This window comes from Streptomyces sp. AgN23, from assembly GCF_001598115.1.
Classification (GTDB): Bacteria; Actinomycetota; Actinomycetes; order Streptomycetales; family Streptomycetaceae; genus Streptomyces; species Streptomyces antimycoticus.
On the sequence record NZ_CP007153.1, the window covers coordinates 590,041 to 615,853 of the forward strand.

Genomic DNA, 25,813 nt, shown 5'->3' on the forward strand with positions numbered 1-25,813 from the left:
GTCAGCCGACGTGGACGTGGGGGCGGCGGCCGCGGTCGGGTTCGGCCTCGCGGAGGACCTCACGGGTGACGGGGGCGACCTCTCCCTGGCCGAAGAGGAAGAAGCGCAGGAAGTGGGCCAGCGGATGGCCCTCCGTCCACTCGAAGTAGATGTGCGGGCGCTGCCCGGTGGCGTCCCGCACCCACAGCAGCAGTGCGGCGAGGGCGTTGGGGATGGTGGCGCTCTGCAGGGTCAGCACCCGGTAGCGGCCGTGCACCACCTCCCCGCACACCTGCAGCTCGCTTTCGAACTCGGACGGGTCGGCGACGGTGACCTCGACGAAGATGATGTCGTCCTCGGGCGGGATGTCGTTGTCCGCGCGGATCTGGTGTTGCTTCTCCCGGTATTCGGCCAGGTCGCGGCGTTCCGGCTTATTGGCGATGAAGCGGATCCTGCGGTGGGCGGTGTCGCGCATGAACCGCTCGGCCAGGGGGTCGAACGTCACGCTGGTGACCCGTAGCTCGAAGGCCCTGGCGACCCGGGACAGCAGCGATACGGCCAGGATGCCCGCGATGAAGCAGGCGCCGATCTTGACGCCGTCGGGCCGTTCGATGACGTTGACCGCGGTGGTGTACAGGAAGATCACCGCGATGACACCGAAGCCGATGGTCCAGCCGCGCTGCCGGGCGCGCCGGGCGGCGATGGTGACGGCGATGGCGGCGGAGGTGATGAGCACGAGCACACCGGTGGCATAGGCGCCGCCCTGGGCGTCCACATCCGCTTTGAAGAGCCAGGTCACCAGGAACGCCACGGCGATGAACACCAGCACCATCGGGCGGACCGCGCGCGCCCAGTGGGGTGCCATGCCGTAGCGCGGCAGATAGCGGGGCATCAGGTTGAGGAGTCCGGCCATGGCCGAGGCGCCGGCGAACCAGAGGATGGCGATGGTGGAGGCGTCATAGACGCTGCCGAAGGCCGAGCCCAGGTACTCATGGGCGAGATAGGCCAGGGCGCGCCCATTGGCCTGGCCGCCCGGTGCGAACTCCCGCTGCGGGATCAGCAGGGTCGTGATGAAGCTGGAGGTGATGAGGAAGATGCTCATGATCACAGCGGCGGTGGTCAGCAGCTTCCTGGCGCCCTGGATACGTCCGGCGGGGCGCTCCGGGGTGTCGCCCGGCTTGCCCTCGATATGCGGCATGACGGCCACGCCCGTCTCGAACCCGGACAGGCCCAGGGCCAGCTTCGGGAAGATCACCAGCGCCACGCCGATCATCACCAGGGGACTGCCGCGCTCGGCGACCAGCGCCTGGGACCAGTCGGGGATCACATGCGGCGCGGTGCCGATATGCCAGAGCCCGACCGCCACCACGACCGCGTTGAGCAGCAGATAGGCCGCGACAAGCACCACCGCGATGCCGATGGCCTCGGTGAACCCCTTGAGGAACACCGCGCCGAGCAGTCCCACCAGAATCAGGGTGACGGCCACCTCATGACCGTGCAGGGTCGAGGTGAGATGCGGATTCTGCACCAGGTGGGCGGTGGCATCGGCGGCGGAGAGGGTGATGGTGATGAGGAAGTCGGTGGCCGCGAACCCCAGCAGAGTGAGGACGAACAGCTTGCCCTTCCAGAAGGTCAGCAGCCGCTCCAGCATCGCGATCGAGCCCTGGCCGTGCGGACTCTCCTCGGCCACCCTGCGGTACACCGGCAGCGCGCCCACCAGGGTCACCACCACCAGCACCACGGTGGCCAGCGGGGAGAGCAGCCCGGCCGCCAGGGCGGCGATACCGGGCTGGTAACCGAGGGTGGAGAAGTAGTCCAGACCGGTCAGGCACATGACCCGCCACCACGGCCGGCCGTGGTGTGCGCTTTCCGGCTCGGCGTACGGACCGGGCTGGCGCTTGGCGATGTCGGTCAGGCCCGCCAGCAGCCATCCGCGCAACCGGTGCCGTGCCCCGCCGTCGGAGGCGCCGTCGCCAGAGGTGGAGGAGACCACGGGGCACTCCCGTCGTACGGCGAAAGGGTCCCCGGCCATCGGGTGAGACCCTTCGGTCAGCGTATGCGGGCCGGCCGGCCACCACCCGGCCGGTGCCGCCGGCCGAAGGACATCGCTTTCTCAGTGGGTTTTCATCTTCGGTCCGTACGGTTGCGGCACATGGACACCACCAAGACCGATCAATCGACCGACACCGCAGTACAGCCCGCGGAAGGCGAGGAAGCCACGGCTGAGGGCGCCCCGAACGCTGTTGCGGACCCGCGGGAAGCACCGGACCTCGAGGAAGCGTCCGACGACCTCGGACCCCCTCCCCCGGCCACCACGCCGAGCGTCGTCCCCGGCGCCGCCGCGGTCGTGGGCGCCGGCCTCGGGCTCGCCTCGCTCTCCGGCACCTGGCTCGGCACCATGCTGCAGGAGCGCAAGCAGCTGACCGGCCAGATCAAGGCCCAGTCCGGGGCGGCCGCCGATCAGATCGCCACGGTGTACGGCACTCCGTGGCACACCACGGCCCTCGTCAACGGGCTCTTCGCGCTGGCCGCCGTGGTGATCGCCGGTGTGGTGCTGCTGCGGCGGCAGCGGCCCGTCACGACCGGGGCCCCCTGGGTGGCCGCGGTGGCCTGGGGAGCGGTGGCGCTCGGCGTGATCGGTCTGCTGATCGCGGCCGCCATGGGACTCGACATCTTCAGCGAGCTGCCGAAGGTGCCCGCCTCCCCGAACGCTCCGGCCGGCTGACCCGACCGGCTGACCCGATCAGAGCGCGCCCCGTGGTCCGGATGGCTCCCGCGGGGCGCGCTCCGTCGTCGGGGCGTGTCACGATGTGCACGTCACGATTGAGGTCCCGGCATCGGGACACCCGCGAGAGGGACAGGCCGTCCGGCCGCCCCAGGCGAAGAGCGCCACCAGGACGGCACGGACTTCCGCCTACGGAGTTTCCCGCCGATGAGCCGTTCCTCAACACCTCCCTCCGACCGGCACGAGGCACCGCGCCCGCCGCAGACGCCGGACCGACCGGAGCCCTCGCGCACACCGGACAGCCGGCCTGAGCGGGACGGGCCCCAGGCACAGGGGGGCCAGGACGCCCGGACCGCCGTCACCGTCTTCGTCGCGCTCGGCGCCAATTTGGTCATCGCGTTGGCCAAGGCCGTCGGCGGCGTCTTCGCCGGTTCCCCCGCGCTGCTGTCCGAGGCGGCCCACTCGGTCGCGGACAGCCTCAACGAGGTGTTTCTGCTCGCCTCCCTCAAACGCAGCAAGCGGGCGCCCGACGAACAGCACCCCTTCGGCTACGGCAAGGAGCGCTACTTCTGGGCGCTGCTGGCCGCCGTCGGCATCTTCGTCATGGGCGGCTGCTTCTCCGTCTTCCAGGGCGCCGAGGCGCTGAGCACGGGCAGTTCCGAGGATCACACCGGCTATCTGGTGGGCCTCGGGGTCCTGGGCCTGGCGCTCATCGCCGAGGGCTCCTCGCTGGTCCGGGCGCTGTTCCAGGTCCGCGGGCACGCCCGGGAGGCGGGCCGTGGCATGGCGGCCGAACTGCGCAGGGGTGACGACCCCACGCTGCGCACCGTCCTGGCCGAGGACTCCACGGCCTGTCTCGGTGTGGTGTTCGCCCTGCTCGGCATGTGGCTGCACATGGTCACCGGCGAGGTGGCCTACGAGGCCACGGCCTCCTTCCTGATCGGGGCGCTGCTGGTCTATGTGGCCTACCGGCTGGCCCGGGAGTCGCGCGGGCAGCTCATCGGCGAGGCGATCGACCCGGTCCAGCGCCGGGAGCTCCGCCGGTTCCTCGAGGGACAGCCGGAGATCGACACCGTGACCAGTCTGCTGACGATGCGTCTGGGCAACGATTCGACACTGGTGGCGGCCCGGGTCGACCTCTTCCCCGGTCTCGACAGCGAGGAGGTCGAGGAGGTCCTGGTCCGCGTCAAGACGGCGATGGCGGAGATCTGGCCGCACGCCGACCAGATCTTTCTCGATGTCACCGACGCCTCGGCCAGGGACCGGGCGAAGGCACGCGAGGACCGCCAGGCACTCGACGAGACGGTGGCGGCCGTGGAACGAGAGGACCGCGGGGCATGAGATTGGCACCAGCGGGCCTGGGTACCCGGTGAAGACCAGCCCACAACAGCGAACTCATGTACGGAGGCAGAACTGATGGGCCTCGGCGGTTGCATATTGATGATCGCGGTGGGAGGGATTCTCACCTTCGCCACCGACTGGAACGCCAGCGGCTTCAACGTCCAATTGGTCGGCCTGATCCTGATGGCCGTCGGCATCATCGGTACATCGGCGTATGTGAGTGTGTACAAGCGCCGGCGTGTCGTCGAGCCGACCGCAGTGGCGCCCCCCGTGGTCGAGGAGTCCGACCACCACCGGCACCACCACTACTGATTGCCGGTCAGCCCCTTTCCGACGAGGTGGCCCCCGCCGCGGGCGGGGGCCACCTCGTCGTCGTACGACTCCCCGGGAGCGGACCGGCGTTGAGCCCCCTGCGGGACCCCTTTTCGCCCCCGACCCCGGCCCCGGCGCCCCGGACGATCCACACGCCGACGCGAGCTATTCGGGCGCGCCGACGACCCTGCCGGCGGCCCATGTTGGACGGCGATCCGGCCACCGGCCGGTCCAACGCCTTCCACAAGCCCGCAACCGCGCTGCTGCCCGCCTTCGACGGCGCCCGGAAGGCCGACTGGGTCTCGCTGGCCTGGAGCGGGAGGCGGCGGCTGCGCCGCGTCGAGGTGTCCTTCACCGTCGACGCCACCCACACCCTGCCCGCCTCGATCGAGGTCTCCGCCTGGAACGGCCACGCCTACGTCCCGGTGCGCGGGGCGTCCGTCGAGTGGGCCACCGCCTCCGGCACCCCGACGGTCATCACCTTCGACCCGGTCCGCACCTCCCGGCTCCGGCTGGACCTCACCAGCGGTCATCCGGGCGCGGCCGACGGCGCCCAGCGCATCGTCGCCTTCGAGGCCCGGTGATGGCCGGGTGAGCGGCTGAGTGAGTGGCTGAGTCCAACGGCGCCACGCCGGACGGGTGGAAGCCTCGCGCGGTCGTTTGTCCGCGGTACGAAGAGGGCACCCGACCTCTCCGACGTCGTGCTGGAGGCGAGATGACTCTTTCCCGTATGCCGGTGACCCGTGCATGGCGGCGCTGGCGGCGGCCACGCGATCTGGAGGTGCCGCGCAACGCCGTGGACGTCGAGGACGCCAATCGGCGGTTCCTGATGTACGGGGTGATGCCACTGTGGTTCGTCCCGGCGGTGGCGGACTGGATCATGCACCGGCGGACCAGGATCGAGGAGACCTCGGGCACCAAGGAGTCGGCGATCCACGCCCTGATGATGACGGAGGCGGGCATCCCCGTCGCGATGGGGCTGCTGGCCCGGGTCAATCCGCTGGTGCTGTCGGTGATGGGAGGAGCGGCTCTCGCCCACGGCGCCACCGCGCTGTGGGATGTCAGCCTGGCCACCGGGGAGCGCGAGGTGCACCCGGTGGAGCAGCACATCCACAGCTTCCTGGAGGTCCTGCCGCTGTCGGCGATGGCGTTCACCTCCTGTCTGCACTGGGACCAGGTCCGTGCCGCGCTGCGCGGCGGGGACCGGCCCGAGGACTGGAAGCTGCTGCCCAAGGACAACCCGCTGCCCGCCCGCTATCTGGCGGCCATCGGCCTCGGCATCGGCGCCTTCGTGGCACTGCCCTACGCCGAGGAGATGACGCGGTGCCTCAGGGCCGCCCGGGCCCGTAAGGCGGTGTGAGCCCATGCCGCGGATACGACCCCGGGCCCGGACGGGCGTGGCGGCCGAACCGCTGCCGTATCCGCGGGTGCTGGCGCCGGAGGCGCACGGGCCCGAACATGTCGCCATCGACGCGGACGGCCGGATCCTGACCGGGACCGCGGACGGGGCCATCCGGCGGCTGACGTTGTCCCCGGACCATGCGCTCATCCGCTCCGAGGTGCTCGCGCACACCGGCGGCCGGCCACTGGGCCTCGTCCCCTGCCCCGACGGCGACCTGCTGGTGTGCGACGCGCGGCGCGGACTGCTGCGGGTCGGGCCGGACGACGGGTCCGTACGGGTGGTCGCCGACACGGTGGCCGGGAAGCCGCTGCGGTTCTGCAGCAATGTCGCCACCGCGGCGGACGGCACGGTCTACTTCACCGTGTCCAGCCGCCGCCACGGCTTGGAGAACTGGCTCGGCGACATCGTCGAGAACACCGCCACCGGGCAGCTGCTCCGGCTGCGGCCGGGCGGCCGGGCGGAGGTGGTGCTGGACGGGCTGCGGTTCGCCAACGGGGTCGCGCTCGCCGCCGACGAATCGTACGTCGCCGTGGCCGAGAGCGGCGCCTACCGGATCAGCCGGCTGTGGCTGACCGGCCGCCGGGCGGGGACACGGGACCTTCTCGTCCGCGATCTGCCGGGGTTCCCGGACAATCTCACGCGTGGCCCCGACGGCGTCCTCTGGGTGGCCCTCGCCGCCCCGCGGCAGCCCGCCGTGGATCTGCTGCACCGCGCACCCGCCCCGCTCAGAAGGGCGGCGGTGCCCGTCGTCACCAGGTTCCGGCCCAGCCCGCGGCCCACGGTGCGAGCCCTGGCGATCGGGCCCGACGGCCGGGTCGTCCGCCATCTGGTGCGGCACCGGGCCCCGTACCGGATGGTCACGAGCGCGTGTGTGCTCGGTGGCCTCCTCATCCTGGGCAGCCTCCTGGAACGGGGCATCGCGGTGTGCGCGCTGCCGCCCCGGGACGCCACCGCACCGGCTCATCCCCAGCCGGCGGGATAGCGGCGGTAGCGGCGGCTCCGGGGCCGGATGGCCAGCGTGGACAGCAGACCGGCGAACCCCACCACGATGACCACCAGGCCGGGGCCCAGGCTCTGGGCGTACGCCACGACGTCGTCGAGCGTCGAGACGCCGTCATCGATCCCTGAGGTGCCGGGCGCGGCGCCCGTCTGGCCGCCGGACGCGATGGACGGGTTGGCGCTCTGGGCCTTGGCGCCCGGGATGCTCACCCCGAGCGCGCTCAGCGCCTTGGTCACGGGCTGGAAGAACGTCACTCCGCCCTTGGTGCAGTCGCCGCTGCCGCCGGAGGTGACGCCGAGCGCCACGCCCTGGGCGAAGAGCGGGCCGCCGCTGTCGCCGGGCTCGGCGCACACGGTGGCCTGGACCAGCCCGGTGACCGTGCCCTCGGGGTAGTTGACCGTCGCGTTGAGCCCGGTCACCTTGCCCGAGCGCAGCCCGGTGGTGCTGCCGCTGCGGAACACCTCCTGGCCCACGACGGGGTCGGCCACGCCGGTGACCCGTACCTCCTGGCCGCCACCGACATTGAGCACACTGCTCTGGTCCAGCGAGGTGTTGTCGTACCGCACCAGCGAGAAGTCATTGCCGGGGAAGCTGGTCCGGACCGTGGCGCCGATTCGGGTGCGGCCGGTGCCGTCGGTGAACCAGGGGGTGCCGGGGGGACCGCAGTGCCCCGCCGTCAGGATGAAACCGGTCTGGCCGTTGGTGACGTTGAAACCGGCCGAGCAGCGGCTGCCGTTGGTGAACATCGGGGAGGCGCCGGCGGTTCGGGTGGTGAAGGACTCCGTCGTCCGCCGCGTGCGCACCTCGTCGCCCACCTGCGCGGCGAGGTCCTTCATCCTCGACCAGCGGGCGGTGGAGACGGTGCTGTCGCCGACCAGCACGACCTGGTTGGACTTGGGGTCCACCATCCACGCGGTGCCCGCAACCCGGGGTGCCGAGCGCAGCTTCTCGGTCGCGGAGTCCAGCTCTGCCATGCTGTACCGCACCCGTTTGGCGGTGGCCCCGGCCCGGCTGACCTCGCCCGCCGCCGTGTCGTCCGTCACCGCGACCACCGGACGGCCGTCGGCGCCGATCCAGTTGCCCGCCGTACGGGAGGTGCCGAGCGCGGACACCAGCCGCCCGCCCACATCGTCGGTCTGGCGCGCGGTCAGGGCTCTCGAACCGTCGCTTCCGGTCGTCCCGTGGGCCGCTCCGCCCGGCACGGCCTGCGAGACCATCACCCCGCCACAGACCAGTGCCCCGACAGCCGCGAACCGCACGACCCGGCGCACTCCTCGCCGCATGTGCTTCACCACCCTGTCTCCTTACGTCGATCCAGCCGGGGCCTCGGACGGCGAAGGCCCTGCCCCTCATACGTAAGGAAGCGGCGTCCTGCTCACTCCCCGGACGAAGCGGCGGCCACGGTTCCGCGGCCCGCGGGGGACGGGGATCAGCGCCGGTCGCCGTAGCGCTTGCCGAGAAACCCCCCGACCAGGGCGGCCGTGCCACCGCCGAGGATGGCAGCGCCCTGAGTGGCGGCGTCATGGGCGAGGAAGTACGTGGCCACCCAGATGTACGCCACGACCGTGCCCGCGCCGAGCAGCGAGCCGAATGCCTGCAGCCCCGTGTGGACCCAGTCCATGCGGCGGCGGTGCTCGCGCTCCCGCTGGAGCTCGGTGAGCATCCACTCCACCGTGCCGGGCCGGACCGCCTCCCACTCCTTGGCCTGTTCCACCGGCAGCCGGTCGCCCCAGGGCACCGCCGCCTCCGGGGGGCTGCCCGGGGCGGGGTTCTCACTCGCGTTCTCGGTCACGGCGCCTCCCCCGGACGGTCCGGACGGGATGGGGGATCCGCGGCCGCGGACCGTGGCGGAGGCGGAGGCGGACCGAGGGCGGTGAGGAATTCGGCCATGTCCCGCTCCATCTCTCGCTCCACCGGACGTCGCGCCCGCCGCACCGGGGGCTGAGGGATCGCCAGGGACGCCAGATATCCCTCGCACAGCGCCTGCCAGGGCCCGGCGGGCCGGGCGGCCGCCTCCGCGGCATCCGGGCGCAGGGCGTCGAGCCACCGGGCCCGGCGGTCCCGCTGTCTGGCCGACGCGAAGCCGCGCGCCGCGAGCGCCAGCCACAGCAGGCCGAGACACCCGAGCCCCACCCATCCGGGAACGTCGTCCAGGGAGTCGGAACGCAGCGAGGGCAGGGCCACCGCCCCCGACAGGGCGAGGAGGATCCCCAGCACGACGCCGATCGAGACGAGGGCTCCGACGCTCACAGCACTCACCCGGGGGGCCATCCCCCTCACGGAGGCCGGAGCGGCCCTTGCCCGGGCCGGCGGGTCGGGCAAGGGCCGCTCTCCCCGGGCCACGGTACGCAGCAGCGCCTCGGCCTGCTCGGCCGTCAGCCGCCGTTCCGGGTCCTTGACCAGCAGACCCTCGATCAGCGGCCGCAGCGGACCCGTGTATCTCATGGGCCGCGGCGGATCGTTGAGCACCGCGCTCATCAACTCGCCCACGCTCTCCCCCTGGAACGGCGCGACGCCTTCGACGGCCTCGTACAGGGTCACGCCCAGTGACCACAGATCGGCCTTGAGCATCGCTTCCGCGGCCGCCGGATAGGGCGAGGGCGTGAAGCGCTCGGGCGCCATGTAGGCGGGCGTTCCGACCACCGTGTCCTCGTCCACGAAGGTCAGGCCGAGATGGTCCACGAGCACCGCGGGGCCGTCCGGGCGGAAGAGGATATTGCGCGGTTTGACGTCCCGATGGGCGACCCCCGCCGCGTACAGCGCCCGTAACCCCCGCAGCACCTCCAGGCCGATCCGGGCGATCTCGGGCGCGTACGGCCGTCCGTCCCACTCGCGCATCCGGTCCGCCAGCGAACGCGGGTCGAGTCGCTCCATGACGATCCAGACCCGGCCGTCCCGCTCGCCCAGGTCATAGATGGTGGCCAGATGCTGATTCACCGTCGCGGCGAGGACGCGGACCTCACTGCGCAGCCGTTCGCGCCACCGCCGGTACGCCTCCGGGTCCGGATCGCCGCCCGGGCGCAGCTCCTTGACGACGACGGGGCGACCACGCGCCACGTCGTAGGCGTCCCAGACCAGGCTCATACCGCCCGCGCCCAGGCGCCCGCGCAGCTCGTACCGGCCGCCGAGCACGCTCCCGTGCGGCGAGCCCCGCTCGGAGCCGTGCTCGTCCCGATCGTCGCCGGAGGTTCCCCCGGTCGTCCCCATCCGCCACCCCCTCACCAGCCGACTGACGCCCACAGTAAGGCGTCGGCCGGGCCCGGCGAAGAGGGTCGCGCGCACACGGACACGAGTGCGGTGGCGCACCGCGGCTTCAGGAGGCGCCCTTCTCGTACGGCGCGCTCGTGAACACCACCTTGTCACGGGTACCGTCGGTCACCCAGAACCGTTGCGGCTTCTCCCCGTAGAGCGCGAAGAGCGGGTCCGGCCCCCAGGCCAGCACGGCCTCGTCCTTGCCGTCGTGGTCGAAGTCCCCGGCGCCGAAGAGCTTGACGGCGCGCTGCTTCTTCGGCACCTTGCGGCCGTCCACGCGGGCCGGGACGGTGCGGTCGAGGGTGCGGCGGTGGGCGATCTCGCCGGGGGCGTCCGGGCGGATCGTCAGCAGTTCGGTGCCGCCGGTGCGCAGCGAGACGGCCAGTTCGTCGGTGCCGTCTCCGTCGGTGTCGGCCGCGGCGAGGACATCACCGCCCAGGGCGGGGATTTTGATCGGCGAAGGCGTCGATCCGGCCGCGCGCTTGGTGTACACGCTCACCGACTGGCTGACGTCCGCGGGTTCGGTCTCATAGCCCGGCTCGTCGTTGCGGCTGCCGGTGTCGGCGACCGCGACATCCCGCTTCTCGTCGCCGTCGAAGTCGCCGAAGGCGATCGCGTTGCCCTTGCGGAGAGTGCGGCCGGTGGTGGCGAGGCCGTCCGGGCCCGCCGTGAGGAGCGCGGACTCCATCTGGTCGTCGTCGCCCTGTGCGTGCACCACCAGGTCGGTGGGCCGATCGCCGTCGATGGCGTCGGCGTACAGCTCCGCGATCTGGCCGCCGGGCCCGAGCGGATTGGCGTACGTCTTTGTGCGGGCGGCCCTGCCGTCGCGGCCGAACGGGCCGTACATCACGTGGAAGTCCTTGCCGGCCTGGCGCACGGCGGCCAGATCGTGGTGTCCGTCCCCATTGAAGTCACCCGCCGTCAGGGGCCGTGGGATCTCCAGGCCGTCGTCGGCGTCGGCCAGCCGCACGGGAGTGGCGGGGGCTCCCCGGCGCGGCCCTTCGGGGCCGCCCCAGGTGATGTAGGGGAGGGTCTGGGTGGTGATGTGTACGCGCTCGGTGCCGGCCGGGTCGCGCTGCTTGGTGGCGGTGGCGATGACATCGGCGAAGCCGTCGCCATCGAGGTCCGCGGTGGTGGCGGAGTGCATCTCGCCCGCGTCGCGCTCCTGCCATCCGGCGCCGGTGGGCAGGCCGAGGTCCGCACGGCCGAGCACGGTGCGGACGGCGGGGTCGACGCCCTTCGCCGCACCGTACACATAGGCGATACGGCGCAGGCTGCCGAGTTCCTGGCCGGAGGCGAGCGGGATTCTGAGCTCGGGGCGGCCGTCGCCGTTGAGGTCGTCCGGCAGCGCGCTGCCCTTGCCCCGGGTGACGGGAGCGGTCGCGGTGGGCGTGACGACGGGTGAGGCCGTGCTCTTCCCGGCCCCGTCGCCGCCCTTCTTCGCATCGTCTCCGCCGCCACCGCCGCACGCGGTGAGCAGCGCCAGCGCGGCGGCGCAGAGGGTGGCGGTGACGGGGCGGAGCCTGGTACTGGGGGACGCCATCAGGCCACGACAGCGCATCCGGTGGAGCAGCGCCATCGGAGAGATCATTTCGTTACGGCACAGCCCCATTACGGATCGGGTCCCACTACGGCGCGCCACCCGTCAGCGCAGGCGCCCGCGTTACGGCAGGCACCCCGCCAGAGCGCGTTACGGCACGCTCGCCGCCAGCGGGTGTCCGCAGCGCAGATTCCACCGGCCCGCACGGCCGCTGAGCTCCGTCGCGGTCAGCGGGGCGACGTCCAGCCGCCAGAACGCGGGCGCGGGAAGGCCGAGGGCGTGGACGAGCGCCGCCCGGACCACGGCCGGTTCCACGACGGCGAGCAGCCGCCCCGCGGGGGCGGGCGGTACGCCCGGTGACGGGCTCTCCAGGTGCGTCTCCAGCCAGGCCCCGATCCGCTCCACCAGCTCCAGCAGCGACTCGCCGCCGTGCGGCGCCGCAGCCGGATCGGACAGCCACGCGGCGACCTCCTCCGGCGCCTCCTGCCCCACCTCGTCCAGCGAACGGCCCCGCCAGCGGCCCACGTCGAGATCGCCCAGCTCAGGCACCACGGCGGCGTCGAGCCCCAGGGCCTGGGCGGTACCGCGGCAGCGTGCGGAGGGCGCGGTGAACGCCATGTCGTGGTGGGGCAGCGCCGGGGCCGCCGCCTCGGCCCGGCGCACCCCGGCCGGGTCCGGCGGCGCGTCGTCGAACCGCACCTGCCGCAGCGCCGCGTTGACGGCGGGCGCGACCAACGTGAACCGCATCACCCAACCCCCTCATCCGCACCATTCGCCCGCCTAGAGACGCACATTCCGGGATCCGCGCCGTAGCGGCGGACGACCATCGCGCGCTACGGTCTCATGACAAGACGACGGCGTGACGGAAGCCCGGTGAGATTCCGGCACGGTCGCGCCACTGTGTGTCCGGCGGAGCACCCGTACGCGGGCCGCCCGCCGGGCGAGTCAGACCCAGCGCCGTCGCATGAGTACCAACGACCGGGACGCGTGTTCCCCTGGAGGTTCCGCCATGGCACAGTCCGCCATTCCCGCACCCAGCGCTCAGCCGGTGCCGGAGATCACCCCCATCTCGCTGAAGGCCATCGCCCCGTGGGCGCTCTTCTTCGGCCTCCTCATGCTGATCCTCCTGTATTTCATCGGCGCCGAGCAGGGCGCCACCGCCGTCGTCTCCGGCGAGGGTGTGCACGAATGGGTCCACGACGGACGCCATCTGCTCGGCTTCCCCTGCCACTGACCTTCGACCTCCGCTTTCCGACGCAGGTCTCGTCCCCAGGGGAATCGAAACATTCATGAACTCCATATCCGTCCGGGCGTTGCTCGTCCGGGGCATGCTCGCGGGCCTCGCCGCCGCGCTGCCGGCGCTTGCCGTGGCCTATCTGCTCGGCGAGCCACGCGTGGACTCGGCCATCGCGTTCGAGGAAGCGCACAGCCATGAGCACGGCGGCGCCGAACTCGTCAGCCGCACCATGCAGTCCACCGCGGGGCTGAGCACCGGCGTCCTGGTCTACGGTGTCGCCTTCGGCGGCATCGCGGCCCTCGCGGTCTGTGTGGCCCTCGGCCGCATCGGCCGGTTCGGGCCGCGCGCCACCGCCGCGCTGGTGTCGCTCGGCGCACTGGTGGCCGGCTATCTGGTGCCGTTCTTCAAATACCCCGCCAATCCGCCGGCCGTCGGCGATCCGAGCACTCTCGACCAGCGCACCACGCTGTACTTCCTGATGGTGGTGCTCAGTGTCCTGCTGTCCGTGGGCTCGGTCATCCTCGGCAAGCGGCTCGCGCCGAGGCTGGGCAACTGGAACGCCACGGTGGCCGCTTCGGTCGCCTTCATCGTGGCGGTGGGTCTGGCGTACGCCTTCCTTCCGTCGTTCAACGAGGTGCCCGAGGGGTTCCCGGCGACGGTGCTGTGGCAGTTCCGGCTGGCCGCCCTGACGGTCCAGTGCACTCTGTGGGCGTCGTTCGGCCTGGTCTTCGGGCATCTGGCCGAGCGGCTGCTCGCGCCGCGCCCCACGGCGGCGGATCAGGTGGCGGCCACGGGCGCCACCGGTCTGGCCACGGCGGAACGGCCTTGATCACACCAGCGTGACCCGGGTGGCGGATCCCGCCACCCGGCAAGCGCAGCCGCGGATGCGCATCAGCACGAACCCCCACACGGTGGAGATATCAGACATCACCGACCGGGTTGAGGTGCTGTGGTATGCGCGTGACCGGACTTGGGCATGCTGGGCTGTTCATCGAAACCGCGGCGGGGTCGGTGCTCTGCGATCCATGGGTGAATCCCGCCTTCTTCGGCTCGTGGTTTCCGTTCCCGGACAACACCGATCTGGACTGGGCACACTATGGGCGCGCGGCTGACTATCTGTATGTCTCCCATCTGCACCGCGACCATTTCGACGCGGAGAACCTGCGCCGGAACGTGCGCAAGGACATCACCGTGCTGCTTCCGGCCTTCGCCACCGATGAGCTGGAACGCGAGCTGAGAGCGCTCGGCTTCACGAACTTCCTCCACACCCGCACGGGCACACCGGTCGAGCGCGACGGCCTGCGCATCATGATCACCGCGCTGACCGGCCCCGGGGACGGCCCCATCGGCGACTCGGCACTCTCGCTGGACGACGGCGATACGGTGCTGCTCAACCAGAACGACGCCCATCCGCTGGACATCGCGGCGATCCGGGAGTTCGGCGAGGTGGACGCGTACTTCGTCCAGTTCTCCGGGGCGATCTGGTATCCGATGGTGTACCAGCTGCCGGACTCCGCCAAGAAGGAGTTCGCCGCGCGTAAGCGGCAGGGGCAGTTCGACCGGGCGCTGCGCTATATCGACGCGGTGGACGCCAAGCATGTGTTCCCCAACGCGGGCCCGCCCTGCTTCCTCGACGACGAGCTCTTCGAGCACAACGGCACCGGCCGGGACGGGACGAGCATCTTCGTGGACCAGCTGGAGTTCCTGCGCCAGCTGGGCCGGGCGCGCCCGGGGGTGAGGGCGCGTCTGCTGCTGCCGGGGACGGTGGCGGAGCCGGAGGACACGGCGTGCAAGCTCACCCACCGCTACACCGAGTCGGAGATCGAGCACATCTTCGGCGAGAAGCGCGCGTATCTGCGGGACTTCGCCCGGCGACAGCAGCCCGTGCTCGCCGCCGAGCGCGCCTCGCGGGCCCCGGCGCTGCCGCGCGAGCGGCTGCTGGCAGAGCTGAAGCAGTGGTGGGAACCGCTGTTGACCCGGGCCGACCGGATCTGCGCGGGCGTCGGCGGCCCGGCGCGGCTGGACGTGGGCGAGGTGCCGATCGTGATCGACTTCCCGGCGCGGGAGGTCCGCCTCTGGGACGGTGAGCGCTGCCGCTACACGCTGTCCACCTCGGCCGACCTGGTGGCCACCAACATCGAGCGGCGCGAGGTGGACTGGTCCAACAGCCTGCTGCTGTCGATGCGGTTCACCGCCAGCCGGATCGGGCCCTACAACGAGTTCCTGTATGTGTTCCTCAAGTGCCTGTCCATGGAGCGCATCGAGTACGTGGAGAACTACTACGACTCATGCCAGGACGACGGCCAGGACATCGAGCTGGACGGCTGGCGGGTGCAGCGGCGCTGCCCCCATCTGCGCGCCGACCTCGGCCGGTTCGGGCAGATCGAGGGCGAGGTGCTCACCTGCACCCTGCACGGCTGGCGCTACGACCTGTCCACGGGCCGCTGTCTGACCTCGGACGGACACGACATCCGCGCATCGGCCACGTCCTCCCCCGCCGCCGGATCCTGACCCACGGCCGGAGCGACCGGTCGCGCACCCGCGCTGTCCCGGACAGGACACAGATGCCCAGGCCACGGCCGTGAGGCTGTCCGGGACAGCGCTCAGCACCACCATCGGCCCCCGGGCGCTGGCACATTCGTCTCCGTCGACCTCGCTCACTCGCAACGGAGGCAATGTGATGACAGGCAAACTGCGCCGGCTCTCCCTCGCCGCGGCCGGGGGCATGCTGTCCCTGGGGGCGGTGCTCACCACCGCGGGCCACGTGAACGCCGCGCCCACCGCGACGTACTACGGCACGTACGAGCATCGCGACGGCTGCGTGTATCTGGTGACCTCGAGCGGCACCCCGTACTACCTCCCCGGCTACACCATGGGCGGCAACGGCGGCCTGTACAAGCAGGGTGGCGGCTTCATCGCCTACCCCGGCTGGAACATCAAGGCCAACGGAACCGCCTACACCAGCTCCGGTGGGACCACCCTCTGCACGACATGGGGCACCGACCACCGGATCAAGGCGACGTCGATCTACTCCTACTGAGACCGACCGCCCGAGGGGGGACGGCCGTGGCGGCCACCGCCGCCACGGCCAGGCGTACTGCCTCGTCAGAGCGCTCGGTGTCGGCGCGAGCCGCGCCTTGGTGGCCCGGGCCGTCCCTACGATGGGTGGGGCCAGCGACGATCGGTACGACAGGAGCGATATCCCCATGCCCGAGGCCCCGAAGCCAACCGGCTCCCCCGCCCGTCAAAACGTCACCTTCCCCAGCGCGGACACCACCGCCCACGGCTATCTGGCGCTGCCGCCCTCCGGGCAGGGGGCCGGGGTGATCGTCATTCAGGAGTGGTGGGGCCTGGACCACCACATCGCCGATGTCACCGACCGGCTGGCCCGCGAGGGCTTCGTCGCGCTGGCGCCCGATCTGTACGGGGGCAGCGTCGCCCATGACGCCGAAGAGGCGCACCGGATGATGGCGGATCTGCCGGTGGAGCGCGGCGTCGAGCTGCTCTCCGGGGCGGTCGGCCATCTCCTCGGCCGGCCCGAGGTCACCTCCGCCACCGTGGGGGCGGTCGGGTTCTGCATGGGCGGCGGCTTCGTGCTGTATCTGGCCGCCACCGATGCCCGGGTCGGCGCGGCGGTGCCCTTCTACGGTGTCATTCAGGGCGACCTGCCGGACTTCTCGGGGCTGCGGGCCGACATCCTGGGCCATTTCGGGGAGAACGACAACGCTGTGCCGCTGGACGATCTGGAGCGGATGCGCCTGGCCATCCGGGAGCAGTCGGGGGTGGACCCGGATTTCCGGGTCTATCCCGCCGGTCACGCCTTCTTCAATGACGAGCGGCCGTCCTATCACGCCCAATCCGCCGCGTCGGCCTGGCGGAGCACGGTGGACTTCCTGCACCAGCGGCTGGGCTGAGGAAATCGGCTTACGCCCGAAAGGGCCTTAAGGCTTCATGAAGCCTTAAGGCCCTTTTAAGGTGAGGCCCGGAAGACCTCAGCACCGTTTAACCCTCAATCACATCCGTCAAAAAAAATTCCGCCGGTCATGAGACGACTCCGGCACCCGCCCGTATGGGATGACGGGCAGCTCGAAAAGGAGTCGAAATGACACGCAAAAGGACACTCAGCGGCAAGAAGAAGCTCGGCCTGATGGTCGGTGCGCTGGCGCTGGCGGGCACCGGCGCCGGGGTTCTGGCGGCCACCAGCAACGCCAGCACCGACAACGCGGCGCAGTCCTCCACGGCCTGCACCGGGCTGGACCAGGCGCTTTCCAACAACCAGAAGTTCATCGCGGACCAGCAGGCCAACCCGGACGCACAATCGGAGGCGCGGATAGCCAATCGCCAGGCCGTCATCGAGGAGATCAAGCGAAAGCAGCAGGCGTCGGGGTGCGCCGTCGACGAGGCGGCCGGGCAGGGGGAGGCGGCGGCCCCGTCCGACGGCGGCGCCTCGGCCTCGGCTCCCGCCTCGGCTGCCCCCTCGGACTCCGGCGCCGGTGATTCCGGCGCCTCCGGCGAGGTCGTCTGCGCGGGGTCGACCGTCACCTTGTCCGGTGAGGGTGGCGCCCCGGCCGCCTCCAGCAATCAATTCCCGGTCGGCACCAAACTCAAGGTGACCAATCTGGACAACGACAAGTCGACAACGGTCTCCGTCGCCTCGACCTCGGGCAGCTGCGCCCTGCTCAACAACGCCGCCTTCGAACAGGTTCGCGAGCCGGGCAAATTCCTGATCCGTAACGCGCGCATCGAACGCGTGGGCTGAACCGACGGCACCGAGGGCAGGCCGTGGACGCGTCGCGGATCGCCGACGTCTCCACGGCCTGCCCTCACGCGGGCGTGAACCGCACTCGGGCATGAACCGCCGATCTGACCGCCATGTCCGACTGTGACCGGTATCGCAGGGTGAGTGTGCCGCACCTGGGTACCCGCTGCCCATGAACAGAAATGAGCAGCCACTGCTCACTCCCGATCTGCCGCCGGTCGTCGATGTACCGGACCTGACCTTCCCTGCTCGTGGACGTCAGTCCGATGAGTCGAAGCGCACGGCGGAGCGGAACGGTGACAAGCCAACCCCCAGCTCTGCCTCCACCCCCACTCCCTCCCCAGACCAGCGCCGCATGGCGGCGTAACGGACGTCTTCCCCGTCGCCGCCCCGACGGCCCGAGCCCGTCGGGATGATCTCGCGCACTCCCCGTGTTGCCGGGGTGATCTCGCGCACTCCCCGTGTTGAGGATGAGCACGGGGAGACGTCAGGCGAGTCTTCGCACCAGGGACAACGCAGCAAGGGGACGGACATCATGCCGTTGCAGGGTGAGTACGAGCCGAGCCCGGAGAAGTTCGTACGGGATCAGGTCGAGCTCTACGAGAACTCCGGTGGCACCGAGGGAACGACCATGCTGGGCATGCCCGTGGTCCTCCTGACCACGCGGGGTGCGAAGAGCGGAAAGATCCGCAAGACCCCGCTGATGCGGGTGGAGCACAACGGCACCTACGCCGTCGTCGCCTCACTGGGCGGCTCTGCCAAACATCCGGTCTGGTACTTCAACGTCCTGGGCGACCCGCGGGTCGAGCTGCAGGACGGCCCGGTTCGGCAGGACATGACCGCGCGCGAGGTCACGGGCGAGGAGAAGGCCCTGTGGTGGGAGCGCGCGGTCGAGGCGTTCCCGGACTATGCGGATTACCAGAAGAAGACCGACCGCCAGATCCCGGTCTTCGTCCTGGAGCCGGCGCCCGCCGGGCACTGACCTGCGACGGGGCCCGGCGCCTCGCACCGCGCCGGGCCTCTGTGGATCACCGGGAACCCCTGTGTGATCTACGCCAAAGCATGACTGTTCGATAGACCGGGTATCCGGGGGCTGACCCGGAATCCGTAGCCAAGGAAGTGCGCCACATGACCGCGACCGACAAGCCCGACTTCGTGCCGATCTACGACAGCCTCGTGGCGGAGCACGGCGACGTCCCTGCCGAGGCCCGGGAGGCTGCCGAGGTCATCCAGCGGGAGGCCGCCGAGGCCCTGGACTGGAGCAGGGTGCACGGCGGCGGCTGACGCACTCCGGCCCCACGCCCGGGCACCTATCCGTGTCCCGTGAGCGGCCGTCCGTCATCTGCCCGGAAGGCCGCTCGACACCCCTCATCTTCGATAAACTGCCGATGACGCACGGTGCTTGATGCCGTCGACACTTATCTCATGAGGGGAAACAGTTGACTACAGGGGTCGAGACTTTCGAGTTTCAGGTCGAGGCGCGGCAGCTTCTGCAGTTGATGATCCATTCGATCTACTCGAACAAGGACGTCTTCCTGCGCGAGCTCATCTCCAACGCTTCCGACGCGCTGGACAGACTGCGGCTCGAATCGCTCCGCGACGGAAACCTTCAGGCGGACACCTCTGATCTCCATATCGCCATTGAGGTCGACAAGGAGTCCCGCACGCTGACCGTTCGCGACAATGGCATCGGCATGTCGCATGACGGGGTCGTGGAGCTCATCGGCACGATCGCGAACTCCGGCACCGCCACATTCCTCAAGGAGCTGCGGGAGTCGAAGGACGCGGCCGCTTCGGCGGACCTCATCGGGCAGTTCGGGGTGGGTTTCTACTCCAGCTTCATGGTGGCCGACGAGGTGACCCTGCTGACTCGTCACGCCGGGGAGAGCCAGGGCACCCGCTGGGTTTCCAGCGGTGAGGGCACCTACACCCTCGAACCGGCCGACGACGCGCCCCAGGGCACCTCCGTCACGCTGAAGCTCAAGCCGGAGGACACCGAGGACCATCTCTACGACTACGCCTCGCCCTGGAAGATCCGGGAAATCATCAAGCAGCACTCGGATTTCATCACCTGGCCCATCCGGATGGCCCCCACCCAGGCCCCGGTCACGACGGACGAGGCGGACGAGGCCGAGCAGGGCGAGGAGAAGGCGCCCGAGCTCGAGACCGTCAACTCGATGAAGGCGCTGTGGGCCCGTCCCAAGGACGAGGTCACCGACGAGGAGTACCACGAGTTCTACAAGCACATCAGCCACGACTGGGTCGATCCGCTCGAGACCCTCCGCCTGCAGGCGGAGGGCACCTTCGAATACCAGTCGCTGCTCTTCATTCCGGCCCGCGCACCGCAGGACCTGTATATGCAGGACCGCAAGCGGGGTGTGCAGCTTTATGTCAAGCGCGTCTTCATCATGGACGACTGCGAAGCGCTGATGCCGGAATATCTCCGCTTCGTCAAGGGCGTGGTGGACGCCGCGGATCTCTCGCTGAACGTCTCGCGGGAAACCCTTCAGCAGGACCGCCAGATTCAGCTGATGCGGCGTCGCCTGGTGAAGAAGGTGCTCTCGACGGTGAAGGACATCATGTCCTCCGACGCGGAGCGCTACGCGACCTTCTGGACGGAATTCGGCCGCGTTCTCAAGGAAGGTCTCCTCAGCGACCTGGAGAACCGCGAGGCGATCCTCGAGGTGTGTTCGTTCGCCTCGACTCATGACGCCGAGCAGCCGACCACGCTGCGCGGTTACACCGAGCGCATGAAGGACGGGCAGGAGCACATCTACTACATGACGGGCGAGTCCCGCTCGATCGTGGAGAGCTCGCCCCATATGGAGGCGTTCCGGGACAAGGGCTTCGAGGTGCTCCTCCTCACCGACCCCATCGACGAGCTGTGGGTCGACGCCGTGCCGGAGTTCGAGGGCAAGCAGCTGCGTTCCATCGCCAAGGGGCAGGTCGACCTCGACTCCCAGGACGAGAAGGACGAGGAGGCGGAGGCCGAGCGGGAGCAGCGGCAGAAGGACTTCGCCGAGCTGCTCTCCTGGATGACGACGGCGCTGAGCGAGCAGGTCAAGGAGGTGCGGCTGTCCACGCGGCTGACCACCTCGCCGGCCTGCATCGTGGGTGACACCTTCGATGTCACCCCGGCCCTGGAGAACATCTATCGCTCCATGGGTCAGAACCTGCCCCAGATCAAGCGCATTCTGGAGCTGAACCCCACCCATCCGCTGGTCAGCGGGTTGCGCAAGGCCCATGGTGAGCGCAAGGACGACAGCGGTCTCGCGGAGACGGCCGAGCTGCTCTACAGCATGGCGCTGCTCGCCGAGGGCGGTGAGCTGAGCGACCCGTCGCGATTCATCAAGCTGGTGGCGGAGCGGGTGCAGCAGACGCTGTAACCACACCGCGGCGCGAAGCGGGGCGGGCCCAGTCGGGGCCGCCCCGCGGGCGCTGGTCACCGTCCGGGGCAGGCCGCCGCGGAGGCGTCGATCAGCTGCCGCAGCGCGCCGCGGTAGACCTCGTGGTCGGTCAGCGCGGGCACGACGACGCCGAGGTTACCGGTGAGGGCCGGGAATTCCTCGGGATCCAGGGCGGCGAGCGCCGTGCGCGCGGCGGTGCGCACCCTCTTCGCGTCGCGGTGGTCGACGAAGGCGACGGCGCCGAGGGTGAGCAGATACAGCCGCCGGTAGACCCGGATCGCCGCCTCGGGCGCCATTCCGGCGGCGATGCTGTGCGCCAGCTGCGGCTCCACGAGACGGCTCAGCAGATGCGGGCCCCACCAGGCGCGGCCCGACCGCAGCGCCACCAGCCCGGGATGCTCGATCAGCACCTCGTAGAACGCGCAGAAGCGGGCCTCGGTGGCGGTGGCCCAGTCGAGGTCCTGTCCCACCAGTGGCATCCGCGCGGCCAGCCGGTCCGCGCACGCGTTCACCAGACCGTCGAAGTCGCCGCAGCGGCGGAAGACCGTGGCATGGGAGACGCCCAGCAGCTGCGCCACCCTGCGGAAGCTCAGCGCCTCGGGTCCCTCGTCGTCGACGACGGACAGAGCGGCCTCGGCGATGACCTCCAGGGTGGGCTGATCGGCTCGGTCCCGGCTGCTTCGCATGACACGAGCGTACCAGTGGTTGTTACAGTGTTTCAGTGACTCTTTCCATCGAGGACGTACGAGCCGCGGCCCAACGGGTCGCGGGACATATCCGGCCGGTGGCGCTCGCTCCGGTGGAGCAGGGGGCATGGGGTGCGGCCGAGGGATGGCTGGCCCTGGAGTTCCTGCAGCACACGGGCACCTTCAAGGCGCGCGGCGCGTTCAATTTCATCAGGGGCCACCAGGAGGCGGGCACCCTGCCGGACACGGGTGTCACCATCGCCTCCGGCGGAAACGCCGGGCTCGCGTGCGCGTGGGCGGCGGCGCGGCACTCCGTGCCTGCCACGGTGTTCGTGCCCGAGACCGCGCCCCCGGTGAAGGTGGACCGGCTGCGCCGGCTCGGCGCCGAGGTCCATCAGACCGGCACCGAGTACGACAACGCGCGGGAGGCCGCGCAGAAGCACGCCGCCGAAACCGGTGCGCTGCTGTCGCACGCGTACGACCACCCGCTGATCGCCGCCGGGGCGGGCACCGTGCTGGAGGAGATCCTCCAGACCCGGCCCGACCTGGACACCGTGGTGGTGGCGGTCGGGGGCGGCGGGCTGTTCACCGGTGTCGCGGTATCCGCCCTGGAGCACGGGGTGGGGGTCGTCGCCGTGGAGCCGTACGGGTGCCGGGCCCTGAACGCCGCGCTGGAGGCCGATGCGGTGGTCGATGTCCCGGTGGACTCGGTCGCGGCGGACTCGCTGGGGGCGCGCCATGTGTCCTCGGACGCGCTGGAGTGGGCCCGCAAGGACGGGGTACGGTCCGTCCTGGTGCCCGACGAGGCGATCGTCGCCGCGCGGCGAGCCCTGTGGGACGACCGCAGGATCGCGGTCGAGCACGCGGCGGCGACGGCGCTTTCGGCCCTCACGTCCGGCGGGTACCGGCCGCGGCCCGGGGAGAAGGTCGCCGTGCTCCTCTGCGGCGCCAACACCGACCCCGCGGACCTCACCCACGGCCACCAGTAGGACTGCGCCAAGTCGCTCTGGCTCTGGGGTGTGGGCTGGTGGTGGATGTTCTGGGCAGGGGGCGGTGGCAGGGGGTGCAGGGGCTCACGGACACAGCCCCTGACCTGGCCATCAGTCACGGCAAGCGCCGTTGCAGTACTAAGCGTCCACGGCTGCCAGGAGTTGAAGCTTTTCGTAGCTCGGTGAGCCGGGTACGGCGGAGAAGACCAGCAGTTCCTGGGCCTGGTCGGGGTCCACCAGTCGCTGGCAGTACAGCTCCAGCTCGCCCAGCTCACGATGCCGGTAACGCTTGAGGTCCTCATGGTGGGTGACGTCCACCTCGTGCGACCGCCAGAGCTCGGCGAACTCGGGGCTGGCCTTTAGCAGCGCTGCGACGATCTCCTCGGCCCTGCCCGTGGTGTCCGCCGTGTACGCCATCCGGAGGTCCACGGTGAAGACCCTGCCCCGCAGGGCGTGGTCCTCGACGGGATAGAGGTCACGTTGCGCCGGGTCGGTGAACCAGCGGTACACCAGGTAGCGGGACAGTCCGCTGAACCGGGTGTAATCACCCAGCAGAGCGACCGCCGGGCGGGTCTGCAGCAGCGTCTCACTGAACCGGGACATCACCAACGCGGGCGTATCCGAGAGCCGTTCCACGATGCGCATCATGGTCGGGCTGACGTGATCCTCACGGAGCATCCGTCGTGGCGCGGGATGCCCGCCGAGGTCGAAGAGGTAGTCCCGCTCGCTGAGGCTGAGATGCAGCCCCCGGGCGAGTGCGGCGAGCACCTGCTCGGACGGCACCGGACCACGCTGCTGCTCGATCCGACTGTAGTAATCGACCGACACACCGGCCAGCGCGGCTACCTCCTCGCGCCGCAGCCCACCGGTACGACGCCGGGAGCCACGCGGAAGCCCGACATCCTCCGGCTGCAACGCCTCCCGGCGTGCCCGGAGAAAGTCGGCCAGCAGTACCCGGTCCATCTCAGCCTCCGCGAACAAGACGCATGCCGAAGAACGTCCGGTCGGCGAGATCCACCCTCCGGACGTCTTCGAGGAAGGGCTGGGCGGCGCTGGAGGCGGCGAGGATCGGCTCCCAGAGGACTCTACGGCCTTCGACGTCGTCGCGCGACGGCTGGAATGCGTCGATCCCGCCCAGCTGGGCCAGGACGTCGGCTACTTCGGGTTCGAAGCTGAGCGTCATGATCTCGATCTTTCAGTGAGGGGGCGGCTCAGATCAACTCGAGCACCCGGATGCGGTCGGCGATGGCGCGCCGGGCGACGTCGGAGGTAAAGGCTATCGAGTCGAATTCGTGCGGGCCGCCGGGGTGCAGGTGGAATTCGACCGGCACGCCGGCGCGGCTGAGTTTGGTGACGTAGTCGGTGTCTTCGTCGCGGAACACGTCCAGTTGGCCGACCTCGATGTAGGCCGGCGGAACGGTATACCGCGGCAACCGCGGTGTCACCGGGGTGGGCCGAGCACGGCGTTGCCGGACGGCTCGGCGGCCTCGGCCAGGAGCTGCGGCGGGATCTCGAAGCCTTCCGGGCGTGGCTTACGCGGGTCGCGGCCCGCGTGGCGGAACATCTTCTCCAGCCCGCCGACGTGAAACGGCGGCGCTTCGCCCGCACTGACGTCGAAGCGCCCGACGGTCAGCTGCCCGCCGGTCGCCTCGGCGTCGAGCAGGACGCCGAAGACGCTCCCGCCGATCCACTCGACGCCCGGTTTCTGGACGCGGATCCGCGGCGCCTGGAGGAGGCCGCCGCACCCGCCTGCGCCGAGCCGGGCGCGGCTCCTGATCGATACCTTCGAGCAGTGCCAGCGACTCGAGGCATGGCTGCGCGAGACCTTCCTGCTCCGGCTCCCCGAGGACGCGCTCGTCGTGCTCGCGAGCCGGGTCGCCCCCGATCCCGAGTGGTCGCTGGATCCCGGCTGGGCGCCGCTGTTCGCCGCTGTTCGCCGAGGTGGCGGTGCGGCCGCTCGATGCGACCCAGTCCGACGCCCTGCTGGCCGCCCGCGGCGCGCCCGCCGAACAGCGCGGCCCGTTCATCGCCTTCGCCGGGGGCAGCCCGCTCGCCCTGTCCCTCGCCGCGTCTGTGCCCGCCGCGGCGCCGGGGGCGCCGTGGGAGCCGACCGGCGACCTGCCCAGCGCCGTCCACCGACACGCCCTCGAAGTCGTCGCGCAGGTCTACGTCACCCGCGAACCGCTGTTGCGCGCGGTGTTGGGCGAGACCGACACCGCCACGGTGTTCTCCTGGCTGCGCCAGCAGCCCTGACATCGGGACCACTCCCGAAGGGCTGCACCCGCACGACGCGGTGCGGGCGACGCTCGAGGCCGACCTGCGCTGGGGACCCCGAGCGCTACGACGACATCCGCGTCCGCGTTTCGGTCGCGGACCTGCAGGCGGTGCGCGCCGCCACCGAGGGCGACGCGCTGGTGCGGGTCGGGGAGTGGATGTTCCTCTTCCGCAACCAAAGCGGCCCGGACGACCCGTACGCCTGGCGAGCGCACCCCCACGTCGAGGACAGCCCGCTGCGGCCCGCGGACGTGCCCGACGTCCTGCGCATGGCCGAGGAGGCGGAGGGGCCGGCCTCGGCAGCCGCGGCCGCGCACCGCGTGCGCCGTCAGCCATCTGCCTTCCGCGTCTACGGCTACACCGGCTCTGCCACCCCCACGGGGTTCATGGCGATGGTGCGGTTGGAGACCCCACTGCCCGAGGACCGGGCCGGCGCCCCCGTGGTCGCGGCATTCTGGGACTGCGTCGAGACGGCTGCGCCCCTGGGACCGGGAGAGCACCTGGGCATCCGCCGCTTCGCGGTGCGGCCAGGCCGGCACCAGGGCCCTCTCCCTTGCTGGACCTCATCAGCCGACGCACCACCGCCGAGGAGATGCGGACCACCGGACGCGCGGTGACCGCCACCGTCTTCGAGGACGGCGAGCGGTGGCGGCGCTACATGGCCGGGGCCGGGCTGCAGGAGTCGCGACCGTCGATGTCGGCGGGCGGAAGCAGCACGTCTTCGGCCGGGACTGGCGGCGGCATACCGTGGAACAGCGGGTGCGAACCCATGCGATGCCAGGCCGCCGACCGGATGTCCTGGTTCGCCACGACGTAACTCCAACCGCTCCCGCCCGTCCCGCTACCACCTGGCCGGGCGCGGTCCCGCACCGCACGGTCTGCCAGGGACAACTTGTCCGTGGATAAGTAC

General features: G+C 70.8%; 29 protein-coding genes and 1 pseudogene. 19 read left to right on the top strand and 11 right to left on the bottom strand.

What is annotated here, in order from left to right; genetic code table 11:
• Nucleotide 1 precedes the first annotated feature (1 nt).
• Nucleotides 2-2,011: an amino acid transporter gene (locus AS97_RS02845; RefSeq protein ID WP_247204207.1), complete on the bottom strand. Its 2,010-nt coding sequence runs from the start codon at nt 2,009-2,011 to the stop codon at nt 2-4.
• A 120-nt stretch (nt 2,012-2,131) separates the two neighbouring features.
• Here AS97_RS02845 and AS97_RS02850 point away from each other — a divergent pair, with 120 nt between their 5' ends.
• The 6 genes and pseudogenes from AS97_RS02850 to AS97_RS02875 all read left to right on the top strand — a co-directional run bounded on the left by AS97_RS02850 (nt 2,132) and on the right by AS97_RS02875 (nt 6,741).
• Complete coding sequence (locus tag AS97_RS02850; protein ID WP_125760079.1) at nt 2,132-2,704, top strand: hypothetical protein; 573 nt, start codon at nt 2,132-2,134, stop codon at nt 2,702-2,704.
• 207 nt (nt 2,705-2,911) lie between these two features.
• Entirely contained in the window at nt 2,912-4,045 is a 1,134-nt protein-coding gene (locus AS97_RS02855) for a cation diffusion facilitator family transporter (protein ID WP_125760078.1), read from the top strand.
• 75 nt (nt 4,046-4,120) lie between these two features.
• Complete coding sequence (locus AS97_RS02860; protein ID WP_059148275.1) at nt 4,121-4,357, top strand: hypothetical protein; 237 nt, start codon at nt 4,121-4,123, stop codon at nt 4,355-4,357.
• Nucleotides 4,358-4,466: 109 nt separating this feature from the next.
• Nucleotides 4,467-4,941, top strand: a pseudogene (locus AS97_RS02865) (beta-galactosidase); the annotation flags it as partial.
• A gap of 131 nt (nt 4,942-5,072) precedes the next feature.
• Nucleotides 5,073-5,717 (top strand): hypothetical protein, encoded by a 645-nt coding sequence (locus AS97_RS02870; protein ID WP_059148277.1) that lies wholly within the window; start codon nt 5,073-5,075, stop codon nt 5,715-5,717.
• A gap of 4 nt (nt 5,718-5,721) precedes the next feature.
• Nucleotides 5,722-6,741 (top strand): SMP-30/gluconolactonase/LRE family protein, encoded by a 1,020-nt coding sequence (locus AS97_RS02875; RefSeq protein WP_125758498.1) that lies wholly within the window; start codon nt 5,722-5,724, stop codon nt 6,739-6,741.
• On the opposite strand, the gene AS97_RS02880 is transcribed toward AS97_RS02875, so the two are convergent.
• From AS97_RS02880 to AS97_RS02900, 5 genes are all read right to left on the bottom strand, one after another.
• Complete coding sequence (locus AS97_RS02880) at nt 6,720-8,051, bottom strand: S1 family peptidase (protein WP_059148412.1); 1,332 nt, start codon at nt 8,049-8,051, stop codon at nt 6,720-6,722. The genes AS97_RS02875 and AS97_RS02880 overlap by 22 nt on opposite strands.
• Nucleotides 8,052-8,188: 137 nt before the next feature.
• The gene (locus AS97_RS02885; protein ID WP_059148279.1) at nt 8,189-8,551 is read right to left on the bottom strand and encodes a hypothetical protein; all 363 of its coding nucleotides are present in this window, start codon (nt 8,549-8,551) and stop codon (nt 8,189-8,191) included.
• A complete protein-coding gene (locus AS97_RS02890) occupies nt 8,548-9,966 on the bottom strand; it encodes a serine/threonine-protein kinase (protein WP_125758497.1) in 1,419 nt (472 codons plus the stop codon). The genes AS97_RS02885 and AS97_RS02890 overlap by 4 nt, the downstream gene beginning before the upstream one ends.
• A 106-nt stretch (nt 9,967-10,072) precedes the next feature.
• Nucleotides 10,073-11,590 (bottom strand): FG-GAP repeat protein, encoded by a 1,518-nt coding sequence (locus AS97_RS02895; protein WP_086709412.1) that lies wholly within the window; start codon nt 11,588-11,590, stop codon nt 10,073-10,075.
• A gap of 111 nt (nt 11,591-11,701) precedes the next feature.
• Nucleotides 11,702-12,298 carry a histidine phosphatase family protein gene (locus AS97_RS02900; RefSeq protein ID WP_210564278.1) on the bottom strand — a complete coding sequence of 199 codons (597 nt, stop codon included), beginning with the start codon at nt 12,296-12,298 and terminating at the stop codon, nt 11,702-11,704.
• Nucleotides 12,299-12,560: 262 nt separating this feature from the next.
• On the opposite strand from AS97_RS02900, the gene AS97_RS02905 reads away from it, so the two are divergent.
• The 9 genes from AS97_RS02905 (at nt 12,561) to htpG (ending at nt 20,933) form a co-directional block, all read left to right on the top strand.
• On the top strand, nt 12,561-12,785 hold the full coding sequence (locus AS97_RS02905) for a CbtB-domain containing protein (RefSeq protein WP_059148283.1): 225 nt from the start codon (nt 12,561-12,563) through the stop codon (nt 12,783-12,785).
• A 55-nt stretch (nt 12,786-12,840) separates the two neighbouring features.
• Entirely contained in the window at nt 12,841-13,617 is a 777-nt protein-coding gene (locus AS97_RS02910; RefSeq protein WP_059148284.1) for a CbtA family protein, read from the top strand.
• Nucleotides 13,618-13,742: 125 nt separating this feature from the next.
• Nucleotides 13,743-15,299, top strand: a complete 1,557-nt coding sequence (locus AS97_RS02915; RefSeq protein WP_059148285.1) for a Rieske 2Fe-2S domain-containing protein — start codon at nt 13,743-13,745, stop codon at nt 15,297-15,299.
• A gap of 169 nt (nt 15,300-15,468) precedes the next feature.
• Nucleotides 15,469-15,828, top strand: coding sequence for a hypothetical protein (locus AS97_RS02920; protein WP_059148286.1), 360 nt, complete (start codon nt 15,469-15,471; stop codon nt 15,826-15,828).
• A gap of 166 nt (nt 15,829-15,994) precedes the next feature.
• Nucleotides 15,995-16,702, top strand: a complete 708-nt coding sequence (locus AS97_RS02925; protein WP_210564279.1) for a dienelactone hydrolase family protein — start codon at nt 15,995-15,997, stop codon at nt 16,700-16,702.
• Nucleotides 16,703-16,890: 188 nt separating this feature from the next.
• Complete coding sequence (locus AS97_RS02930) at nt 16,891-17,547, top strand: hypothetical protein (RefSeq protein ID WP_059148288.1); 657 nt, start codon at nt 16,891-16,893, stop codon at nt 17,545-17,547.
• A gap of 535 nt (nt 17,548-18,082) precedes the next feature.
• On the top strand, nt 18,083-18,529 hold the full coding sequence (locus AS97_RS02935; RefSeq protein WP_059148289.1) for a nitroreductase family deazaflavin-dependent oxidoreductase: 447 nt from the start codon (nt 18,083-18,085) through the stop codon (nt 18,527-18,529).
• Between the two features lie 146 nt (nt 18,530-18,675).
• Nucleotides 18,676-18,831, top strand: a complete 156-nt coding sequence (locus AS97_RS02940) for a hypothetical protein (protein WP_167746535.1) — start codon at nt 18,676-18,678, stop codon at nt 18,829-18,831.
• Between the two features lie 155 nt (nt 18,832-18,986).
• The gene (htpG, locus tag AS97_RS02945; RefSeq protein ID WP_210564280.1) at nt 18,987-20,933 is read left to right on the top strand and encodes a molecular chaperone HtpG; all 1,947 of its coding nucleotides are present in this window, start codon (nt 18,987-18,989) and stop codon (nt 20,931-20,933) included.
• 56 nt (nt 20,934-20,989) lie between these two features.
• Here htpG and AS97_RS02950 read toward each other — a convergent pair whose 3' ends face one another.
• Nucleotides 20,990-21,640, bottom strand: coding sequence for a TetR/AcrR family transcriptional regulator C-terminal domain-containing protein (locus tag AS97_RS02950; RefSeq protein ID WP_059148291.1), 651 nt, complete (start codon nt 21,638-21,640; stop codon nt 20,990-20,992).
• A 35-nt stretch (nt 21,641-21,675) separates the two neighbouring features.
• On the opposite strand from AS97_RS02950, the gene AS97_RS02955 reads away from it, so the two are divergent.
• The gene (locus AS97_RS02955) at nt 21,676-22,629 is read left to right on the top strand and encodes a threonine/serine dehydratase (protein WP_086709406.1); all 954 of its coding nucleotides are present in this window, start codon (nt 21,676-21,678) and stop codon (nt 22,627-22,629) included.
• A 138-nt stretch (nt 22,630-22,767) separates the two neighbouring features.
• On the opposite strand, the gene AS97_RS02960 is transcribed toward AS97_RS02955, so the two are convergent.
• From AS97_RS02960 to AS97_RS48435, 4 genes are read right to left on the bottom strand one after another with little or no spacing between them, the layout of a single operon-like run.
• On the bottom strand, nt 22,768-23,592 hold the full coding sequence (locus AS97_RS02960; protein WP_210564281.1) for a helix-turn-helix transcriptional regulator: 825 nt from the start codon (nt 23,590-23,592) through the stop codon (nt 22,768-22,770).
• A 1-nt stretch (nt 23,593) separates the two neighbouring features.
• Entirely contained in the window at nt 23,594-23,812 is a 219-nt protein-coding gene (locus AS97_RS02965; RefSeq protein ID WP_059148293.1) for a hypothetical protein, read from the bottom strand.
• 28 nt (nt 23,813-23,840) lie between these two features.
• Nucleotides 23,841-24,074: an alpha/beta hydrolase fold domain-containing protein gene (locus AS97_RS02970; protein WP_059148294.1), complete on the bottom strand. Its 234-nt coding sequence runs from the start codon at nt 24,072-24,074 to the stop codon at nt 23,841-23,843.
• A complete protein-coding gene (locus tag AS97_RS48435) occupies nt 24,071-24,193 on the bottom strand; it encodes a hypothetical protein (protein WP_260613219.1) in 123 nt (40 codons plus the stop codon). Before AS97_RS48435 ends, AS97_RS02970 begins: the two co-directional genes overlap by 4 nt.
• A gap of 383 nt (nt 24,194-24,576) precedes the next feature.
• On the opposite strand from AS97_RS48435, the gene AS97_RS02980 reads away from it, so the two are divergent.
• The 3 genes from AS97_RS02980 (at nt 24,577) to AS97_RS02990 (ending at nt 25,720) form a co-directional block, all read left to right on the top strand.
• On the top strand, nt 24,577-24,882 hold the full coding sequence (locus AS97_RS02980) for a hypothetical protein (protein WP_059148296.1): 306 nt from the start codon (nt 24,577-24,579) through the stop codon (nt 24,880-24,882).
• Nucleotides 24,883-25,013: 131 nt separating this feature from the next.
• Nucleotides 25,014-25,520, top strand: coding sequence for a hypothetical protein (locus AS97_RS02985; RefSeq protein ID WP_210564282.1), 507 nt, complete (start codon nt 25,014-25,016; stop codon nt 25,518-25,520).
• A complete protein-coding gene (locus tag AS97_RS02990) occupies nt 25,496-25,720 on the top strand; it encodes a hypothetical protein (RefSeq protein WP_059148298.1) in 225 nt (74 codons plus the stop codon). Before AS97_RS02985 ends, AS97_RS02990 begins: the two co-directional genes overlap by 25 nt.
• Nucleotides 25,721-25,813 lie beyond the last annotated feature (93 nt).

Bases quoted from the DNA above. Each gene is read 5' to 3' on its own strand.
- AS97_RS02845 (WP_247204207.1), bottom strand. From the start codon at position 2,011: ATGGCCGGGGACCCTTTCGCCGTACGACGGGAGTGCCCCGTGGTCTCC.
- AS97_RS02850 (WP_125760079.1), top strand. From the start codon at position 2,132: ATGGACACCACCAAGACCGATCAATCGACCGACACCGCAGTACAGCCC.
- AS97_RS02855 (WP_125760078.1), top strand. From the start codon at position 2,912: ATGAGCCGTTCCTCAACACCTCCCTCCGACCGGCACGAGGCACCGCGC.
- AS97_RS02860 (WP_059148275.1), top strand. From the start codon at position 4,121: ATGGGCCTCGGCGGTTGCATATTGATGATCGCGGTGGGAGGGATTCTC.
- AS97_RS02870 (WP_059148277.1), top strand. From the start codon at position 5,073: ATGACTCTTTCCCGTATGCCGGTGACCCGTGCATGGCGGCGCTGGCGG.
- AS97_RS02875 (WP_125758498.1), top strand. From the start codon at position 5,722: ATGCCGCGGATACGACCCCGGGCCCGGACGGGCGTGGCGGCCGAACCG.
- AS97_RS02890 (WP_125758497.1), bottom strand. From the start codon at position 9,966: ATGGGGACGACCGGGGGAACCTCCGGCGACGATCGGGACGAGCACGGC.
- AS97_RS02895 (WP_086709412.1), bottom strand. From the start codon at position 11,590: ATGGCGCTGCTCCACCGGATGCGCTGTCGTGGCCTGATGGCGTCCCCC.
- AS97_RS02900 (WP_210564278.1), bottom strand. From the start codon at position 12,298: ATGCGGTTCACGTTGGTCGCGCCCGCCGTCAACGCGGCGCTGCGGCAG.
- AS97_RS02905 (WP_059148283.1), top strand. From the start codon at position 12,561: ATGGCACAGTCCGCCATTCCCGCACCCAGCGCTCAGCCGGTGCCGGAG.
- AS97_RS02910 (WP_059148284.1), top strand. From the start codon at position 12,841: ATGAACTCCATATCCGTCCGGGCGTTGCTCGTCCGGGGCATGCTCGCG.
- AS97_RS02915 (WP_059148285.1), top strand. From the start codon at position 13,743: ATGCGCGTGACCGGACTTGGGCATGCTGGGCTGTTCATCGAAACCGCG.
- AS97_RS02920 (WP_059148286.1), top strand. From the start codon at position 15,469: ATGACAGGCAAACTGCGCCGGCTCTCCCTCGCCGCGGCCGGGGGCATG.
- AS97_RS02925 (WP_210564279.1), top strand. From the start codon at position 15,995: ATGCCCGAGGCCCCGAAGCCAACCGGCTCCCCCGCCCGTCAAAACGTC.
- AS97_RS02930 (WP_059148288.1), top strand. From the start codon at position 16,891: ATGACACGCAAAAGGACACTCAGCGGCAAGAAGAAGCTCGGCCTGATG.
- AS97_RS02935 (WP_059148289.1), top strand. From the start codon at position 18,083: ATGCCGTTGCAGGGTGAGTACGAGCCGAGCCCGGAGAAGTTCGTACGG.
- AS97_RS02940 (WP_167746535.1), top strand. From the start codon at position 18,676: ATGACCGCGACCGACAAGCCCGACTTCGTGCCGATCTACGACAGCCTC.
- AS97_RS02950 (WP_059148291.1), bottom strand. From the start codon at position 21,640: ATGCGAAGCAGCCGGGACCGAGCCGATCAGCCCACCCTGGAGGTCATC.
- AS97_RS02960 (WP_210564281.1), bottom strand. From the start codon at position 23,592: ATGGACCGGGTACTGCTGGCCGACTTTCTCCGGGCACGCCGGGAGGCG.
- AS97_RS02965 (WP_059148293.1), bottom strand. From the start codon at position 23,812: ATGACGCTCAGCTTCGAACCCGAAGTAGCCGACGTCCTGGCCCAGCTG.
- AS97_RS48435 (WP_260613219.1), bottom strand. From the start codon at position 24,193: ATGTTCCGCCACGCGGGCCGCGACCCGCGTAAGCCACGCCCGGAAGGC.
- AS97_RS02990 (WP_059148298.1), top strand. From the start codon at position 25,496: ATGCGGACCACCGGACGCGCGGTGACCGCCACCGTCTTCGAGGACGGC.